The organism is Tardiphaga sp., assembly GCF_044340795.1.
Taxonomy (GTDB): Bacteria; Pseudomonadota; Alphaproteobacteria; order Rhizobiales; family Xanthobacteraceae; genus Tardiphaga.
The window spans coordinates 15,495-32,159 of sequence record NZ_JBIISY010000052.1 but is presented as its reverse complement, the minus strand read 5'-3'; the positions used below and the strand labels follow the sequence as shown (position 1 = coordinate 32,159).

The 16,665-nt window shown below is 60.0% G+C and carries 16 protein-coding genes; 9 read left to right on the top strand and 7 right to left on the bottom strand.

Annotation, left to right across the window (positions count from 1 at the left end; translation table 11 throughout):
* The 7 genes from ACIQ17_RS11310 to gmd form a co-directional block, all read left to right on the top strand.
* Nucleotides 1–359, top strand: a 359-nt coding sequence (locus ACIQ17_RS11310) for an acyltransferase (protein ID WP_398468482.1), incomplete at its 5' end; no start/stop codon positions are given.
* 116 nt (nt 360–475) lie between these two features.
* Nucleotides 476–1,333: a class I SAM-dependent methyltransferase gene (locus ACIQ17_RS11305; protein ID WP_398468491.1), complete on the top strand. Its 858-nt coding sequence runs from the start codon at nt 476–478 to the stop codon at nt 1,331–1,333.
* The gene (locus tag ACIQ17_RS11300; protein WP_398468480.1) at nt 1,330–2,256 is read left to right on the top strand and encodes an NAD-dependent epimerase/dehydratase family protein; all 927 of its coding nucleotides are present in this window, start codon (nt 1,330–1,332) and stop codon (nt 2,254–2,256) included. The genes ACIQ17_RS11305 and ACIQ17_RS11300 overlap by 4 nt, the downstream gene beginning before the upstream one ends.
* The gene (locus ACIQ17_RS11295) at nt 2,253–3,413 is read left to right on the top strand and encodes a glycosyltransferase family 4 protein (protein ID WP_398468478.1); all 1,161 of its coding nucleotides are present in this window, start codon (nt 2,253–2,255) and stop codon (nt 3,411–3,413) included. The genes ACIQ17_RS11300 and ACIQ17_RS11295 overlap by 4 nt, the downstream gene beginning before the upstream one ends.
* A 46-nt stretch (nt 3,414–3,459) precedes the next feature.
* Entirely contained in the window at nt 3,460–4,671 is a 1,212-nt protein-coding gene (locus ACIQ17_RS11290) for a glycosyltransferase family 4 protein (protein WP_398468476.1), read from the top strand.
* A complete protein-coding gene (locus ACIQ17_RS11285; RefSeq protein WP_398468488.1) occupies nt 4,671–5,597 on the top strand; it encodes an NAD-dependent epimerase/dehydratase family protein in 927 nt (308 codons plus the stop codon). Before ACIQ17_RS11290 ends, ACIQ17_RS11285 begins: the two co-directional genes overlap by 1 nt.
* Before the next feature lie 384 nt (nt 5,598–5,981).
* Nucleotides 5,982–7,073 carry a GDP-mannose 4,6-dehydratase gene (gmd, locus tag ACIQ17_RS11280; protein WP_398468474.1) on the top strand — a complete coding sequence of 364 codons (1,092 nt, stop codon included), beginning with the start codon at nt 5,982–5,984 and terminating at the stop codon, nt 7,071–7,073.
* A 72-nt stretch (nt 7,074–7,145) separates the two neighbouring features.
* Here gmd and ACIQ17_RS11275 read toward each other — a convergent pair whose 3' ends face one another.
* Nucleotides 7,146–8,120, bottom strand: a complete 975-nt coding sequence (locus tag ACIQ17_RS11275; protein WP_398468472.1) for a GDP-L-fucose synthase family protein — start codon at nt 8,118–8,120, stop codon at nt 7,146–7,148.
* 440 nt (nt 8,121–8,560) lie between these two features.
* Between ACIQ17_RS11275 and ACIQ17_RS11270 the strand changes: the two genes are divergently transcribed.
* The gene (locus ACIQ17_RS11270; protein WP_398468470.1) at nt 8,561–9,652 is read left to right on the top strand and encodes an AGE family epimerase/isomerase; all 1,092 of its coding nucleotides are present in this window, start codon (nt 8,561–8,563) and stop codon (nt 9,650–9,652) included.
* Here the strand turns inward: ACIQ17_RS11270 and ACIQ17_RS11265 are convergent.
* The 3 genes from ACIQ17_RS11265 to ACIQ17_RS11255 form a co-directional block, all read right to left on the bottom strand.
* Nucleotides 9,646–10,437 carry an FkbM family methyltransferase gene (locus tag ACIQ17_RS11265; RefSeq protein WP_398468468.1) on the bottom strand — a complete coding sequence of 264 codons (792 nt, stop codon included), beginning with the start codon at nt 10,435–10,437 and terminating at the stop codon, nt 9,646–9,648. The genes ACIQ17_RS11270 and ACIQ17_RS11265 overlap by 7 nt on opposite strands.
* Nucleotides 10,438–10,755: 318 nt before the next feature.
* Entirely contained in the window at nt 10,756–11,187 is a 432-nt protein-coding gene (locus tag ACIQ17_RS11260) for a GtrA family protein (RefSeq protein ID WP_398468466.1), read from the bottom strand.
* An 82-nt stretch (nt 11,188–11,269) separates the two neighbouring features.
* On the bottom strand, nt 11,270–12,493 hold the full coding sequence (locus ACIQ17_RS11255) for a phenylacetate--CoA ligase family protein (protein WP_398468464.1): 1,224 nt from the start codon (nt 12,491–12,493) through the stop codon (nt 11,270–11,272).
* A 70-nt stretch (nt 12,494–12,563) separates the two neighbouring features.
* Here ACIQ17_RS11255 and ACIQ17_RS11250 point away from each other — a divergent pair, with 70 nt between their 5' ends.
* A complete protein-coding gene (locus ACIQ17_RS11250; protein WP_398468462.1) occupies nt 12,564–13,205 on the top strand; it encodes a TVP38/TMEM64 family protein in 642 nt (213 codons plus the stop codon).
* On the opposite strand, the gene ACIQ17_RS11245 is transcribed toward ACIQ17_RS11250, so the two are convergent.
* From ACIQ17_RS11245 to ACIQ17_RS11235, 3 genes are all read right to left on the bottom strand, one after another.
* Entirely contained in the window at nt 13,202–13,999 is a 798-nt protein-coding gene (locus ACIQ17_RS11245) for an ABC transporter ATP-binding protein (RefSeq protein ID WP_398468486.1), read from the bottom strand. The genes ACIQ17_RS11250 and ACIQ17_RS11245 overlap by 4 nt on opposite strands.
* Nucleotides 14,000–14,259: 260 nt before the next feature.
* A complete protein-coding gene (locus ACIQ17_RS11240) occupies nt 14,260–15,540 on the bottom strand; it encodes an ABC transporter substrate-binding protein (protein WP_398468460.1) in 1,281 nt (426 codons plus the stop codon).
* 51 nt (nt 15,541–15,591) lie between these two features.
* Entirely contained in the window at nt 15,592–16,665 is a 1,074-nt protein-coding gene (locus tag ACIQ17_RS11235) for a branched-chain amino acid ABC transporter permease (protein WP_398468457.1), read from the bottom strand.

The following is a 16,665-nucleotide window of genomic DNA, read 5'->3' as shown; positions in this document are numbered from 1 at the left end:
TGGTCTGCTATCGCAATATCGCAATTGGCGATGACGTGATCATGTCCTGGGGGATTACGATCGTGGATCACGATTCCCACAGTACCAACTGGAGTGACCGCAAAAATGACGTCCGCGACTGGGCAGTTGGGAAAAAGGACTGGAGTTGTGTCGCTCATTCACCAGTAACTATCGAAGACAAGGTCTGGATCGGTTTCAATGCGAGTTTGCTCAAAGGAATTAGGGTCGGAGAGGGGGCTGTGATTGCTGCATGCTCGGTCGTCACACGCGATGTGCCACCTTACTCGCTGGTTGCCGGATGTCCCGCCAGAGTTGTGCGCGAACTCGCGCCGGGAGATGAAGCCAGGCGTAATGGTTGAGTGGTGACGGGTGGCAGACGTGCAGCGTTGTTTGCACATGCGCCATACGGGTAACATGCGCTTCAGAGATATGTACGAGCAACGCTGCGCGAGCGCCACCGGAGGAACAGGTGACGATGTCGACTAATCCGAATTTGCTGACATGGGAGGATGCTGTCGTTTGGCTACGCAAGCAGCCGGATCAGCAGCAACTCGTGCGTGATGCATTTTACGATGACCCGCTTGTCGAGGCGGCGGAACGCTATTTTCGTAGTAGCGAATGGCACGACGTCGCTAAATTAATCTCCGGTCGAGGCGGCAAGGCGCTCGACGTTGGTGCTGGTCGGGGGATCGCAAGTTTTGCTTTGGCTCGACAAGGTTTTGATGTGTCTGCACTCGAACCGGATCCGAGTGCGATCGTCGGTGCTGAAGCTATTCGACAATTGTCGCGCGACAGTGGTCTTGCAATTCAAGTCGTTGAAGAGTTCTCCGAAGGGCTGCCGTTCCCCGATCACACGTTCGACGTTGTGTTTGCGCGCGCCGTGCTGCACCACACGCGCGATCTGGATGGCGCGTGTCGGGAGATGTATAGAGTCCTGCGTCCTGGTGGATTGTTTCTGGGCGTGCGGGAGCACGTAATCAGTCGGGAATCCGACCTCGATCAATTTCTGGCTTCGCATCCGCTTCATCGGCTTTATGGGGGGGAACACGCCTTCTTGCTCTCGCGTTACGTTGAGGCACTCGAAAAAGCAAAGTTCTCACATATTGTGGCTTTGCCGCCGCTGAGTAGTGCCATCAACCTGTTTCCGCACACCAGAGCAACATTGCGCGATGCGGTGGTCGAAAAGCTCTCGCGGGTGTTACCGCTGCGCCCGTTATGGAAAGCTATACTGGGTTCCGAGTGGGCGCTCTCGCTCTTGCTGTCGATTGCAGAGCGCTTCGACAATCGTCCCGGTCGCCTTTACTCTTTTGTCTGTCAGAAGGCTTCCGCATGAGCGTCTGGGTTACTGGAGGCAATGGGTTCATCGGCCGGCACCTCATTCTCGCGCTTGCCGGCGCTGGTGAGGTTGTCGCGGGGCTCGGTCATGGTGCGATTGATGAAACCGATCGTCAGCGCCTCGGATTGAGCAACTGGATCAACGGCGAGATCGATGCGCCGAATCTTGATGCGCTGGCAACCCGTCATGGTGCGCCAACCGCCGTCTTTCATCTCGCTGGCGGTTCGACGGTTGGTCGCTCGATCGAGCAGCCTTACGAGGATTTCAACCGGACGGTCGTTGCAACAGCCAGACTTCTCGAATGGCTGCGCCATACGGCGCCAAGCTGCCGGCTCGTCGTGGCGTCCAGCGCTGCAGTGTATGGGGCGCACCATTCCGGACCGATCGCGGAGGACGCCGACAAGCAACCGATGTCGCCCTACGGCTTTCATAAGCTGCTGATGGAGCAACTCTGCCAGAGCTATGCAATATCATTCGGGCTCCGGGCAACCATCGTTCGGCTGTTTTCCGTCTATGGTCCGTCTCTACGAAAGCAGTTGTTGTGGGACCTTTGTCTGCGGTTGAAGGGCGGGCAACAACAGCTTGTGCTGGGAGGGACTGGCCGTGAGGCAAGGGACTGGATCGATGTTCGTGACGCTGTCAGGCTGCTCGCCGTAGCGGCGAATGATGATGGTCAGCAATTCGTCTGCCTGAATGGTGGCAGCGGTGTTGCAACGACAGTTGCCGACATCGCCGGCATGGTGACGAAGGCGTGGGGGGGCGGCATCGAATTGCGTTTTTCAGGCGATGCACGGCCCGGTGATCCCTTTAGCCTCGTAGCGGACGAGCGGCGTGTTGCAGCATTGCCGTTTCGCTGGAGCATCCCCGTTGAAGATGGGATCAAGGACTATGTCGATTGGTTCAAGGGACAGTCATATTGACCATCGATCGTCCGATCCGGCTCGCCTTCACGCTGATCTCGCGCAAAGCGTGGGCAGGCGGCTATAACTATCAACTGAACCTGTTCACGGCGCTCGCCAGATATTGTCCGGGCGCCATCACGCCTGTCGTATTCGCTGCAGAACAAGACGGCGCAGACGTCGAGGCAGTTGCACGCATTCCCGGTGTCGAGATTGTTCGTTCGGCTGCATTTTCTCGTTCATCTCTGCGCACGTTGTTGCCGACACTATTCGCTAGGGATCTCCATGCGATCGCAAGTTTCCGGCGCCATAAAATAGATGCCGTCTGGGAGAATGCGCGATTTTTCGGATGGATGTCGCCGTTTCCTACGGTCGCATGGATTCCTGATCTCCAGCATCGACAACTGCCGCAGCTCTTTACGGCGGGCGCCCGCTGGCGACGCGAACTCGGCTTTCGGCTTCAGATACTGGGAAACCGAACCATCATGCTCAGCAGTGAGAGTGCAGAACGCGACTGCCTTTCCTACTATCCTCGCACGCAAGGGCGCACGGCCGTTGTTCGCTTTGCCAGCGAACCCGCTCCGGAATTGCTGACACGCAACCCGGTCGATGTGCTGAAGACGTATGATTTGCCGTCGCGCTATTTTTATTTGCCCAATCAGTTCTGGCGTCACAAGAATCATCGGCTTGTGATCAGTGCTTTGGCGATCCTGAAGCAGCGCGGCGTGCAGGTCACGGTGGCTGTATCCGGCGGCGCCAATCCGAACGAGCCTGGCTATCTGGACGATATCGTCCGAGAAGTTACCGGGCAGCAACTGGATGGGGCTTTCCGATATCTTGGAATGATACCGCTGCCTGACGTGTATGCGTTGCTGCGCGCCTGTACTGCTTTGATCAACCCATCCCGCTTCGAGGGGTGGAGCACCACTGTCGAGGAAGCAAAATCATTCAGTGTTCCCATGGTGCTGTCAAACATTGACGTGCATCGCGAACAAACCAGAGGCAGTGCCCTGTATTTTTCTCCCGATGATGCTGAGACACTCGCAGATCATTTGCAGGCAATTGCGAGGCAGGCTCCGGTCATTCGGGACGTTGGCTCCGACACGGGCGAAAGAGTGCGGCAATTCGCTGAGAATTTTGTAACAGCCGTCGACCGGATCGTTGCAAGCCGTCGATGAGGAAAGATCAGATGACTACGGCCCTAACCGATCACGGTGCCAGATGATGGCCAGCAATAAGATCGTCATCGCCACGCAGCACTATCCGCCGGACCAGAGCACGACCGCTGCGATCATGCGCGACGTCGCAGGCGCGCTATCAGCGAAGTATCAGGTGCAGGTGTTGTCCGGCAGCGGTGATTTCCCGTCGTTGTCTCCCGGAGATCCGGCCGTGATTTCCATCGACAACAGGATGGCGTCGAAGACGGCGTTGCTGCGACGGGCTGCGAATGAAGTTCTGTTCGTCTGTCGTATCTTCTTTGCGTTGCTGCAAAAATTAAAGCGGGGCGATGTCGCGATCGGGGTAACGGCTCCGTTCGTTCTTCCTTACGCGGTGGCGACTGCCGCATGGTTGAAGCGGTCGCGTTCCGTCGTCATCATGCATGACCTCTTTCCGGAAGTGTTGGTCAGTGCCGGGCTGATCAAACCAAGTTCACCTGCCGCGCTGGCGATCAGATTTCTCAACAATTTGATGTTCGGACAAGCGAGTGCTTTGGTGACGATCGGACGGGATGCCAATGCGCCGTTGATGAAATATCGGCGGATGCGGCTCAGCAAAATTCGTCTGATCCCGAACTGGTGCAGTCTGGTGCCGGGATATCGCCCATCTTCGGCGGAGAACGTGTTTCGACGCGAGATTGCAGCTCCGTTTGTCGTTGGTCTGTCGGGCAATCTGGGCTTCACGCATGACCCGGATCTAGTTTTCGATGCCGCGCGTCTGCTTGAGAACGAAGCGGATATCCATTTCCTGCTGTCCGGATGGGGCAGCGGCTTTGACCGACTGCAGAAGCGACAGGCCGAGTCGCAGTTGAAGAATGTGACGTTTGTAAAACGTGTCGAGGATGCACAAGTCGGAGATCTGCTGGCTTCCGCGGATGTATGGGTGATCCCCTATCGCGAGCATATTGCAGGCATGTCGGTGCCCAGCCGCTTCTACAATCTACTTGCCATCGGTCGTCCCGTCATTCTCGCGTCGGAGCCCGAAACCGAAGCTGCGCTGACCATCTCGGAGAACGAGATCGGATGGGTGGTTGCGCCCGGAGACGCTGCGGCACTGGCGAATGCTATTCGCGCAGCGTCCAGGGCCGATCGAAAGGCGATCGCCGACCGCGCAGTTGAAATCAGCCGTGACTTCAGTAAGGAGGCCGCTCTTGCGAAATATGTCGCGCTGGCTGATGAACTGATGGACCTGAATCAAATGCCTGAGAGACGTGCTTGATGCAGCCGATTGTTCTTGTTACGGGCGCAAGCGGTTTTGTCGGACGGAATCTGCCGGCTTTTTTGCGTGCGAATGGCTACGCCGTGCGTGGAGCGATGCGCAGTGGCACGATGTCGGATGGCGACGTCGCGATCGATTCGATTGGTCACACGACAGACTGGAGCGAAGCGGTCGCCGGCATATATGCGGTCGTTCATCTCGCCGCCCGTGTTCATCATCCGAACGAAGAGCATGCTGACGAGCTTTACACGTCCATCAATACTGACGGCACGTTGCACCTGGCGCGTGCGGCGGCGAGGGCCGGCGCCCGAAAGTTCATTTTTTTAAGCTCAATTCTGGTCAACGGGAGTTGTACCGATGGCCGCGGCCCGTTCACCGCGCATGACCAGCTTCGCCCGCGCGGCGTTTACGGTCGATCAAAGGCTGCCGCCGAACTGGGCCTCGCGGAGGTGGCGAGCTCGACCGGAATGGACATTTCTATCGTCCGGCCGCCGCTTGTCCACGGTCGCGATGCGGTTGGCAACTTCAAGCAATTGGCCAAGGCGATACGTGCGCGCCTGCCGTTGCCCTTTGGTTTGATCAACAATCGAAGGGCATTTATCGGCGTTGACAACCTCTGTTCTTTCATCGCGACATTGGTCGGACATGCGCAGGATCGGGCCTGTGCGACCTATCTCGTTGCGGATGCCGAACAGGTATCAATCGGCACTTTCGTTCGACAGATGGGAATGGCGATGAACAGGTCGCCTGTGTTGCTTCCCATTCCTCCCGGTTTGCTCGATTTCGCGATCAAGGCGGTGCAGCCCACAATGCGCGACAGTCTTCTCGGGTCGTTGGAAATGGATACATCTGCCGCTATTTCGACGGGGTGGGTCCCTCCGTTCAGCCTTGATGAGGGGCTTCGTCGGGCGTTGGGCCCGAAGTGATCGGCGCAGGCACCCCAAAGCGTGCCCGGTGGACTGCTGTCAGATTCACCAACTATCGGATATTGCTGAAATTATTCGTTGGCCGACAGGCCAATCGTTCGGTGATAGCGTGATGAATAAGGCCTGTGTTGCCTGTCGCTCGAGACTAGGGCAAAGGTGTGCACCCTGAGCGATCGGGAATCGAGATGTCCCTTTTCCTAGGATCCCGATCAGCGGATTGTGCCTGTACCAGGCTTGTTGCGAAAGGTTGTACGTTACCCGCACACGTTGTTAGACCCTTCAGATAAATGCGCGCGCCCTTTGGCGCCCTGAGGTCAAGGCATATTACGAATTACACGCGCGAAGCCATTCTTACGCGCTTACGTCCTAGAGGTTTGCCGTAACATGACGAAGAAGACTGCACTTATCACCGGCGTTACTGGCCAGGACGGCGCTTATCTGGCCGAGTTGCTGCTTGACAAAGGTTACGTCGTCCACGGGATCAAGCGTCGAACTTCGCTGTTCAATACCGATCGCATCGATCATCTCTATCGCGATCCGCATGATGACAATCCAACCCTCAAGCTACATTACGGTGATCTCACCGACTCATCGAGCTTGATCCGCATCGTCGAACAGGTTCAGCCCGACGAGATTTACAACCTCGCGGCCCAGAGCCATGTCGCGGTGTCATTCGAAGAGCCGGAATACACGGCAAATTCCGATGCCCTCGGCGCATTGCGCATCTTGGAGGCCATGCGGATCACCAAGCTGGATCAAAAGGCGCGTTTCTACCAGGCGTCGACATCCGAGCTTTACGGTCTTGTTCAAGAGATCCCGCAGAAAGAGACGACACCGTTCTATCCGCGCTCGCCATATGCTGTCGCCAAGCTGTATGCTTATTGGATCACGGTGAACTACCGCGAGGCTTATGGCATGTATGCCTGTAACGGTATCCTGTTCAATCACGAGTCTCCGGTGCGCGGCGAAACCTTTGTGACCCGCAAGATCACGCGCGCGCTGGCGCGCATCAAGCTCGGCTTGCAGGAACGTCTCTATCTCGGCAATCTTGATGCGTTGCGCGACTGGGGCCACGCCCGTGACTATGTGGAAATGCAATGGCTGATGCTGCAGCAGGAGCAGCCCGAGGACTATGTCATTGCCACTGGTGAACAGCATTCGGTACGCGAATTTGTTGATCTCGCTGCAGCGGAAGTCGGTATCAGGATTCGTTGGGAAGGCACCGGTGTGGATGAGAAGGGGTATGATGCGACGTCGGGTAAATGCATTGTCGCCGTCGATCCTCGCTACTTCCGACCGGCAGAAGTTGAAACGCTGCTAGGTGATCCGTCCAAGGCAAAAAAGAAGCTCGGTTGGGTGCCCAAGACCTCGTTTCAGTCGCTGGTCGTGGAGATGATGCAGGAAGATCTCAAGTCTGCAGAGCGCGACGAACTCGTCAAGCGCCATGGCTTCCGCTATTTCGAGCGCTTCGAATAGTTATAAAGGGAGCGGGCGAAGCCTCGACCTGTTTCGCCCGCTATCAAGTCGATGCCGTTGCCGTCCGCCCTATCACCCTGCGTCGCTGGTCACATGGAGGTGGCGTCCGCCGCCCTTCAGGAAGTCTTCCAGCGCCTTTGGCAAGCCGTCGCGTAGCGACGTTTTGGGCTGCCATCCCATCGCCCGAATGCGCGAACTGTCGAGCAACTTGCGCGGTGTGCCGTCCGGCTTGCTGGTATCGAATTCCAGCTTGCCGCGATAGCCGACGGCCTCCGCGACCATTGCTGCGAATTGGCCAATGGTCACTTCGTCGCCGGTACCGACATTGATCGGTTCACGCTCGGAATAGTGCTTAAGCAGGAAAACGCAGGCATCGGCCATGTCGTCGACATACAAGAATTCGCGCAGTGGCGTTCCCGTACCCCATACCGCTACGGACGACGCGCCGGCCAGTCTTGCCTCATGGAAACGGCGGAGAAGAGCTGCTGGCACATGGCTATGATCGGGGTGATAATTGTCACCCGGGCCGTAGAGATTGGTTGGCATCGCCGAAATGTAGTCGCGGCCAAACTGCTGTCGATAGGCCTGACACATCTTCAGCCCGGCAATCTTCGCGATAGCGTACCATTCGTTGGTCGGCTCTAACGGGCCGGTCAGGAGTTCATTTTCATTGATCGGCTGTTGCGCAAATTTCGGATAGATGCAGGACGAGCCGAGGAATAAAAGACGCTCCACCCCGACAGCATGGCTGCCCTCGATGACATTGAGTTGGATACGCATGTTTTCGCACAAGAAATCGACCGGTAGCGCATTGTTTGCGCCAATGCCTCCAACCTTGGCTGCGGCGAGGACGACGACGTCCGGTCGATTCTTCTCAAGCCACAGCCGCGTCTGCCCGTCATTGAGAAGATCCGCCTCACCGCGCTCGGCAACGAGAACCTGACAGTTCTCCGTCGCGAGGCGTCGGACGATAGCCGAACCAACCATGCCGCGGTGACCTGCCACGAAAACTTTCTTCCCGCTCAGCGAATAATTGAACGATGGCACGAGCCTGGATCCTTTACATCTGCCGCCAGGTGAGGGGCGCGTCACAAAATCGATAGCATGCATAGCGCAGCTGCGCGAATCGCGAGCCGTCGCAAACAAAGATATGCCGCGATTTTACAGATAGCTGGCACGCGACAGCGATGGGCGCAATACCGGAGCGTAGGTGCAAGCCGCGCATCGTTGTCCGGCAGGCCGCCGGTTACGCTTTGGTGTTAATCCGACGACCGGTTATCGTCGTTGGAGCAAAGAGGCTGGGACTTGGAATAGCGCTGTCGACGTTGCACTTGCGTGGACATGCACGCCTGACGCCCCTCCACGGAGTCGATATAAGTTCTCCCAGCTAGTGCACGGGAATAGGTCGGGACAGTATGAATGATCGTCGTGATGAGGAGGTTATCCAGGTGCTGCCAGAAAATGAATCAAATTTGCTCGCGCAACGGATGACGGTGGCACTGCGCTTCTGGTCATCCGTTGGCTGGGATAGCGGCAAGGGCGGGTTTGTCGAGCGTCTCACTTCCGCCAGCGATCCTGACTTCGCCGCCCCCCGCCGTGTCCGCGTTCAAGCCCGCCAGATCTACTGCTTCGCCAAGGCCGCTCATCTCGGCTGGTTTCCCGAGGGGGCGGTGATCGCCCGCAAGGCGCTTGACTATTTGATCGCCAAGGCAAAGTCGCCCGACGGCCGCCCCGGCTATGTCCATATCATCGCGCCCGATGGCTCCGTCCTCAATCCATTGCGCGACACCTATGATCACGCGTTTGTCTTGCTTGCATTGGCGACCGTCTATCAGCTCGATCGCGACGTTCGTGTCCGCGCCGAAATCGACAGCCTGATGCACTTCATCGACACGCAGCTCCGCTCTCCCGATGGTGGCTATGTCGAAGGTATTCCCGCCGCCATGCCTCGGCGGCAGAATCCGCAGATGCACATGTTCGAGGCCTTCATTGCGGCCTTCGATGCCACCCACGACCCCGCATTCCAGCAGCGCGCCGGCGATATTTTCGGGCTGTTCGTGTCAAATCTGTTTGATTCAAAGACGGGCATACTTGGCGAGTATTTCGAGCAGGACTGGTCGCGCATCGAGCCGGTCAGCGTCGAGCCCGGCCACCAGGCCGAATGGGTGTGGCTGCTGAAGCAATTCGAGCGCATCACCGGTTGTCCGACCGGGAAATATCGCGCGCCGTTGCTGGAAGCCGCGCTGCGCTATCGCGATGCCACCGGCTGTCTGATCGATGAAGGCGATGTGCAGGGCAATGTCGTGAAGTCCACGCGCCGGCTTTGGCCGCAGACGGAAATCATCAAGGCGTGGCTGGCGCAGGCCGAGTCAGGAGTCGCGGGCGCAGCTGATGAGGCGCGCGCAGCGCTTGCACGCCTCGACAAGCATTATCTGCAGCATCCGGTCAGAGGCGGCTGGTACGACCAGTTCGACGCGGAAGGCAATTCGCTGGTCGATACGATCCCGGCGTCGTCATTCTATCACATCCTGTGCGCGGTGGCCGAAGCCGATCGCGTGCTCGGACCGGACGCTCAGTAGGTCTTGCCGAACAGCACGAAGGGCGGGGCGCTGCGCACGCGCTCGCTGACGAAATCGGGATCGCGCACGAACATCTCGTCATGTTCGCCGCCCGGGGCGAGCTGTCGCGTTGCGGGATCATAGGCGACCGGCGCAAAACCGTGGCTGCGCAGATGTGCACGAATGCCGTCCACGGTTTCGCCATAGCGTTCGATCAGCCCGTTGATCTCCACCATCACCACCTTGAAGGCGGGATTGGCGAGAATTCGCGGCGCGCCGCGCAGCACGTGCATCTCATAGCCTTCGACATCAAGCTTCAGCGCGCGCGGCATGCGCTCGCCGTTGATGTCGTCGAGGCGATGCTGCGGCACTGTCGTGCCGCCACCTTGCACCACGTGATTGAGGCCGTGCTGGCCCACCGACATCGTCAACGTGCCTTCGGCATCGCCCACGGCCGCATTGTGCAGCTCGATGCGGTCGTCGAGACGATTGAGGCGCACATTGTCCGCCAGGGTCCGAAATGTATCGGGCGCCGGCTCGCAGGCGATCACCTGGCATCCCGTGCTCTTTGTCGCCAGCAGGCCGTAAACGCCGATATTGGCGCCGACATCGAGCAGGAGATCTTCCGTGCGGAGGAAATGGCAGAAGAAGCCCATATTGCTGAAGTCATAGAGCTGGTGGAGATACAGGCCGGTGGCGAAATTGCTCTGGTTGGGCACGATGATCTGCAGATCGTGCGGCAGCGGCAGCACCACTTTTCGATCGATGACGGCGCGCGTGAGATTCCAGGCAACGTAACGTCGCAAGGTTCTCGCGCGCGATCCTTCATTGAGAGGGTGTTGCAGAATTTCATGCAAGACGCTCAGCCGCTGCTGGCCGAGCTTGAGATATCGAACGAGTCGAGATGTCATCGCCTGGCTTCATCCTCTTGCGCGTCATGTCTGGCGACGCGTTGCGACGCTCAAGCAGCGCGATCATTCCTGCGTCGCCGCGCGAAAGTGCCTCGCAGGGATTGCAGGGATCGATCGTCATGTCAGCTACAGCAATGCAGAACCGTTAAGATCGCTGCATCGTCTCGCGCGATTGGTAGATATGTCCGCGTGTGCTTGTCTGAATGACGATGGTCAGCCGCGTGGCTTCGTCCGGAACACAACGAAGTGTGACATCGCAAAGTTCACGACAAAGGCCGTAAAGATTGCGCAAATCTTGGCGGCATAGACCGGCATGATGCTGGAGAGCAGCAGGAGCGTGGCCGTATTGGCGATCATGCCGAGCACGCCTGACGCGGCGAAGACGAGGTAGTCCTTGCGACGAAGCACGCGTCCGGATTCGGCACGGAACGTGATCATGGTGTTCATGACATAGGAGCATGACACTGCGACCATCCATGCCAGCACGTTGGCAGGCACGATCGGAATGTTCAGCACCTGATAGGCGATGCTGAACACACCGAAGTCGATGATGGCATTGGCAATGCCGATGACCCCGAAACTGATCATCTTCGTCACCGTGGGGTGACGCAGCCAGGTTTCGGTGGTTTGCAGCAGTTTCAGCATCCAGATTGGTCGCGATCTTCGGAACTCGGTCGCTGCATAGCAGGATCGGATCGCGAAGTCCGCGGTTTTTGTGCGCTGCGCGCTAGCCGCCGCGCTCGTCGGCGATCACCTTGCCGTCATTGGGCAGCGAGCCCTGCGGCACCAGTTCCACGGTCCCGCCGAGCTTGCTCACCGCGCGCAAGGTCGCGGTGACGGCGTCGACGAGGCCGGCATCGCCATTGGCTTCGGCTTTCAGCACCATGGCGTCGCTCTCGCCGGCGCGGGATACGACCAGCCGAAGCCGGCCAAGCTCCGGGTGGCGCTTGCCGATTTCCGCGATCTGCTCGGGGCGCACGAACATCCCTTTGACTTTTGTCGCCTGGTCGGCGCGGCCCATCCAGCCCTTGATGCGCAGATTGCTCCGTCCGCAGCCGCTGCGGCCGGGCAGGGCAGCCGTGAGGTCCCCCAGCGCCAGCCGGATCCAGGGATGGTGCGGGTCCAGCGACGTCACCACGATCTCGCCGACATCGCCGGGCGCCACGGGATCGCCGGTGCCGGGGGTGACGATTTCCAGGATCAGGTCTTCATTGAGAATCAGCCCGTCCCGGGCCGCGCTCTCATAGGCGATCACGCCGAGATCGGCGGTGGCATAGGCCTGATAGGCATCGATGCCCCGTGCCTTGATTTCGGCCTGCAGGGAGGGCGGGAACGCGGCGCCGGACACGAGAGCCCGCTTGATCGAGGAAACGTCGCGCTGGGCCTTCCCTGCGGCGTCCAGGAGGATCTTGAGGAAGTCCGGGGTGCCGGTATAGGCGGCCGGGCGATAGGTCTCGATCAGTTCCAGCTGCTGGTCCGTATTGCCGGGTCCGGCCGGGATCACAGCGCAGCCCAGCGCCCGGGCGGCGCCGTCGAACACGAAGCCGCCGGGGACGAGGTGATAGCTGAACGTGTTCAGCACGATGTCGCCCGGCTGGAACCCGGCGGCATGCAGCGCCCGCGCGCCGTGCCAGGGATCCGCCTGCCTGGATTCCGGCTCGAAAATCGGGCCGGGCGACGTGAACAGCCGGCCGAACGAGCCCGGCTGGGCCGCCACGAAGCCGCCGAAGGGCGGCTTGGCCTTGTGCAGCGCCGGCAGGTCGGATTTCCGCAGCACCGGAAGCTGCGCCAGCGCCGCCGGGCTGACAATGGCTGCCGGATTGATCCCCTTGAGATGTTCCATATAGGCCGGCGCCTGCATGGCGTGACGCAGCACGTCGGGGAGCCGGGAGAACAGATTGGCATGGCGGTGCGACGGGTCGCAGTTCTCGAGGGCATCGAAGTGGCGCATCTGGCTGTGTCCTGGTGGTTGCGACGTTGCGGTCGTTCCTTGGCCCGTGTGGTCGTGCTACGGGAAAATCATGTCGTCAGACCATATCGTCCATTGGCTCGAGAGCTGGGGCCATCTTGATCTTCCAGCAGCGGGCGTCCTGGCGGCACTGGTCGTTGCGTCCTCGTTTCTGCCGTTTCCGCGTACCTTCGTCGTGATCGGCGCGGGCGCGGCATTCGGATTGAAGTCGCTGATGGTGATCCTGCCGGTCGCTGCCGTCGCCTCGGTGCTGGCGGCCATCCTGGCGCGCCGTGTTCTGCGCGGCTGGGTCGAGCGACAGATCGAGAGGCGTGCCAGCTGGCGCGTGATTGCGCAGGCGGTGAATGACGAGGGCTGGCGCATCATGGCGCTGATGCGCTTCTTCGGCCCGCTGCCGAATTCGGCGCAGAATTATCTGTTCGGGCTGACCAAGATCGGCCTGCTGCCCTATGCGGTGATCACCACGCTGTGCACGATGCCGCAGCTGGTGATGTACACCTGGCTCGGCGCATCCGGACGCGCGCTGCTGCTGGAGGAGGGATCGTCTTTCAAGCGCGCGCTGATGGCGGTGGCGGTGGTCACCATGATCGCGATCGTGTTCATCGTATCGCGCCGCGTGCGCGCGATCCTGGCGCGCAAGACGGGCCTTGTCTGCGCCGGGGCGGCGTGCCGTGAGCAGGTCGTGCAAAACTAGAGCCACCGTTTCCGCCGCTTGAAGCTCTTGAGGTTTTTAAAACTCTTGCGCTGGTCACCGGCGCCGCCGAGATAGAATTCCTTCACGTCCTCGTTGTCGCGCAACTCGTCGGCGGTGCCGTCGAGCACGACCTTGCCTTGTTCCATGATATAGCCGTGGCTCGCCACCGAGAGCGCTGCGCGGGCGTTCTGCTCGACCAGCAGAATGGTGACGCCGAGATCGCGATTGATCTTCTTGATGATGGCGAAGACCTCCTTCACCAACAGCGGCGACAGGCCCATCGACGGTTCGTCCATCAGGATCATCTTCGGCCGCGCCATCAGCGCGCGTCCGATCGCCAGCATCTGCTGCTCGCCGCCGGAGAGATAGCCGGCGAGGCCGGTGCGCTCCTTCAGGCGGGGGAAGTAGTCATAGACCATGTCGATGTCGGAGGAGACCTCGTTGTCGCGTCGTGTAAAGGCGCCGAGGCGGAGGTTTTCCAGCGACGTCATGTCGGAGACGATGCGGCGGCCTTCCATCACCTGGAAGATGCCGCGGCGGACGATCTTGTCGGGATCAGTGCCGTCGATGCGCTCGCCGTCGAACATGATCTCGCCGCGCGTGACTTCACCATCCTCGGTCTTGAGCAGGCCGGAGATCGCCTTCAGCGTCGTCGACTTGCCGGCGCCATTGGCGCCGAGCAACGCGACGATAGCGCCCTTGGGTACCTCCATGCTGAGGCCACGCAGCACGAGGATGACGTCGTCATAGACGACCTCGATGTTGCGGACGTCGAGGAGGGGGGCAGGAGCCATCGCAGCTGCAACTTTGGCTTCGGGCTGAAGTGTCGTCTGCACCAATGTGACTCCCCGGTTGCGGCTCTATCTTTCCCTCCCTCCAGCGCAGCGAAGCTGCGCGCAGTGGGGAGGGTGGCCGGCCTTTTTGGGCCGGTCGGGTGGGGTGCTTCCACGAACTCTGTCATATGCGGAGGCACCCCACCCCCGCCTACGGCGGACCCTCCCCACTGCGCCGCTAGGCGGCTTGGGGGAGGGAAACCATTGGCTTCGTCGCTAGCTTACCACCCATGCCATTCCGGCTTGCGTGGCAGATCCACCGTCTTCACCTTCTCCAGCTTGATCGTGCCCTTCGCCATCAGGTCATTGAGGTCGCCATCGGTCGAACCCGAGACCTTCGAGCGATACAGATCGACCTTGGTGGTGGGGCGGTGATCCTTGTCGGTCCAGGTCGAGGGATTGCAGACGCCCTCCATGCCGGCCGGTACCCAGTCCTTCTTCTGGTAAAAGCCCTTGGCGACGTTCTCACCACCCGTGCCGCCATTCTTCGCGGCCCATTCGATGGCTTCCTTCATGTAGAGCGAGGTGCAGACGCCGGCGATGTAATGCACCGGACGATAGATCTTGCCCGAGGGATCAGAGATCTTTGAAATCTCCTGCACCGTCTTCATGCCCGGGGCATTGCCGCCCCAGCCGACCGCCGTGCGCAGCGGGAAAATCACGCCGTCGGCGGCATCGCCCGCAGCTTTGGCGGCATTCTCATCCATGCCCCACACATTGCTCATGAACTGGATGTCGACACCGGCTGCCTTGCAGGCCTTCATCACCGAGATGTTGGAGGCCGCGGTGTTGCCGAGATAGGCGTAATTGGCGCCGGAGCTCTTCAGGCTCAGGCATTGCGCGCTGTAGTCGCCCGGCGCCAGCGCGAAGACGAGCGGCGGCAGCACGTCAAATCCGAGCTCGGCAGCAATGGCTTCACCCGCCGCCTTCGGTGCGTTCGGATAGGGATGGTTGGCGCCCATATGGACATATTTCGGTTTGCCGGACTTGCCCTTGGCCTTCCAGTCCTCCGCCGCCCAGGTCAGCTCGGCGCGCAAGGCGTCCGAATAGCTCGGGCCATAGAAGAAGTTATACGGCGCAGGCTTCGCCTTGCCGCCGGCGCCGGTCGGATCGGTCAGCGCTGCCGAGTAGGAGCCTGAGATATCCGGGATCTTGTCCTGTGCAAGGAAGCCGGTGAGCGCCTCGGTATCCGCCGTGCCCCAGCCCATGATGGCCGAGACCTTCTCGCCACCCGACCACTTCTTGTACAGTGCGATCGCGCGCGGCACCTGATAGCCGTAGTCGTTGCTGTCGAGATTGACCTGCTTGCCGCCGATGCCACCATTCTTGTTGATCCAGGCAAAGGTATCGACCACGCCCTGGCCATAAGGCGTGCCGACGTCCGACGTGCCGCCGGAGTAATCGGCGAGGTGGCCGACGGCAATCTGCGCCTGCGCGGAAGCAGACGCGCCTGCAATGAGAAGAGCGAGTGATGCAGAAGTCAGAAATGATTTCATCGTCATGAGCATTCTCCCAGCGTTTTATATTTTATAGTCTTGAGCAGTTCGCCGTCCTCAATGCGAGAACGGGTAGAGTTTCCAGTAGGCCTTGATCTGTCGCCAGCGATGCGCGAGCCCGTCCGGCTCGAACACCAGGAAGGCGATGATGATGACGCCGATGGCGATCTCGCGCAGAAAGGTGAGGTTGTTGTTGAGCGCCAGCGCCTTGTCGATGACGCCGCCTTTCAGCTCCATGCTGATCCATTCCATCGCTTCCGGCACCAGCACCACGAAGGCGGTGCCCATCAGCGTGCCCATGATCGAGCCGGTGCCGCCGATGATGACCATGGCGAGAAACAGGATCGAGCGCTCGATGCCAAAACCTTCGTTGGAGACGACGAGCTGGTAATGCGCATAGAGCGCACCCGCGATGCCGGCGAAGAAGGCGGCGAGACCGAAGGACAGCGTGCGGTACTTCGTGAGATTGATGCCCATGATCTCGGCGGAGAGATAGTGGTCGCGCACCGCCACCAGCGCCCGGCCGTCGCGTGAGCGCATGAGATTGGTGACCAGGAGATAGCTGACCACCACATAGGCGAGCACGACATAGAAATACTGCCGGTCGCCGCGCAGCACATAGCCGAAGATCGAGAACGGTTCGGCCATCGCCGGCACCGAGCCGCCGGAGAACCATTCGGCACGGGAAAAGAAGTCGATCAGGATATATTGCGCAGCGAGCGTGGCGATGACGAGATAGAGCCCCTTCAGTCGGGCCGCCGGCAGTCCGAAGATCAGGCCCACAATGGCGGTGACGATGCCGGCCAGCGGGATCGCGAAGAACACCGGGATCGACGTCTTGTTGGAAATATAGGCCGAGGTGAAGGCGCCGAGCAGGAAGAACGCGGCGTGGCCGATCGAGATCTGGCCGGTGAAGCCGACCAGGATGTTCAGCCCGAGCGCGGCGATGCCATAGATGCCAATCTGGATCAGGATGCTCAGCCAGTAGTCGCTAAACACCATCGGAGCGAGACAGGTGAGGGCGATCCCGAGGATCGCGAAATTCCGGCTCGTCGTGGTCGGGAAAATCGTGGTGTCGACCGCGTAGGAGGAGCGGAAGTCGCCAGCGGGGAGGAGTGTGGAATTCGCCAT

Excerpts from the sequence above, each read along its gene's own strand:
- ACIQ17_RS11305 (WP_398468491.1), top strand. The coding sequence starts at position 476 with ATGTCGACTAATCCGAATTTGCTGACATGGGAGGATGCTGTCGTTTGG.
- ACIQ17_RS11300 (WP_398468480.1), top strand. The coding sequence starts at position 1,330 with ATGAGCGTCTGGGTTACTGGAGGCAATGGGTTCATCGGCCGGCACCTC.
- ACIQ17_RS11290 (WP_398468476.1), top strand. The coding sequence starts at position 3,460 with ATGGCCAGCAATAAGATCGTCATCGCCACGCAGCACTATCCGCCGGAC.
- ACIQ17_RS11285 (WP_398468488.1), top strand. The coding sequence starts at position 4,671 with ATGCAGCCGATTGTTCTTGTTACGGGCGCAAGCGGTTTTGTCGGACGG.
- gmd (WP_398468474.1), top strand. The coding sequence starts at position 5,982 with ATGACGAAGAAGACTGCACTTATCACCGGCGTTACTGGCCAGGACGGC.
- ACIQ17_RS11270 (WP_398468470.1), top strand. The coding sequence starts at position 8,561 with ATGACGGTGGCACTGCGCTTCTGGTCATCCGTTGGCTGGGATAGCGGC.
- ACIQ17_RS11260 (WP_398468466.1), bottom strand. The coding sequence starts at position 11,187 with ATGCTGAAACTGCTGCAAACCACCGAAACCTGGCTGCGTCACCCCACG.
- ACIQ17_RS11255 (WP_398468464.1), bottom strand. The coding sequence starts at position 12,493 with ATGCGCCACTTCGATGCCCTCGAGAACTGCGACCCGTCGCACCGCCAT.
- ACIQ17_RS11250 (WP_398468462.1), top strand. The coding sequence starts at position 12,564 with ATGTCGTCAGACCATATCGTCCATTGGCTCGAGAGCTGGGGCCATCTT.
- ACIQ17_RS11245 (WP_398468486.1), bottom strand. The coding sequence starts at position 13,999 with ATGGCTCCTGCCCCCCTCCTCGACGTCCGCAACATCGAGGTCGTCTAT.
- ACIQ17_RS11240 (WP_398468460.1), bottom strand. The coding sequence starts at position 15,540 with ATGACGATGAAATCATTTCTGACTTCTGCATCACTCGCTCTTCTCATT.
- ACIQ17_RS11235 (WP_398468457.1), bottom strand. The coding sequence starts at position 16,665 with ATGGCGAATTCCACACTCCTCCCCGCTGGCGACTTCCGCTCCTCCTAC.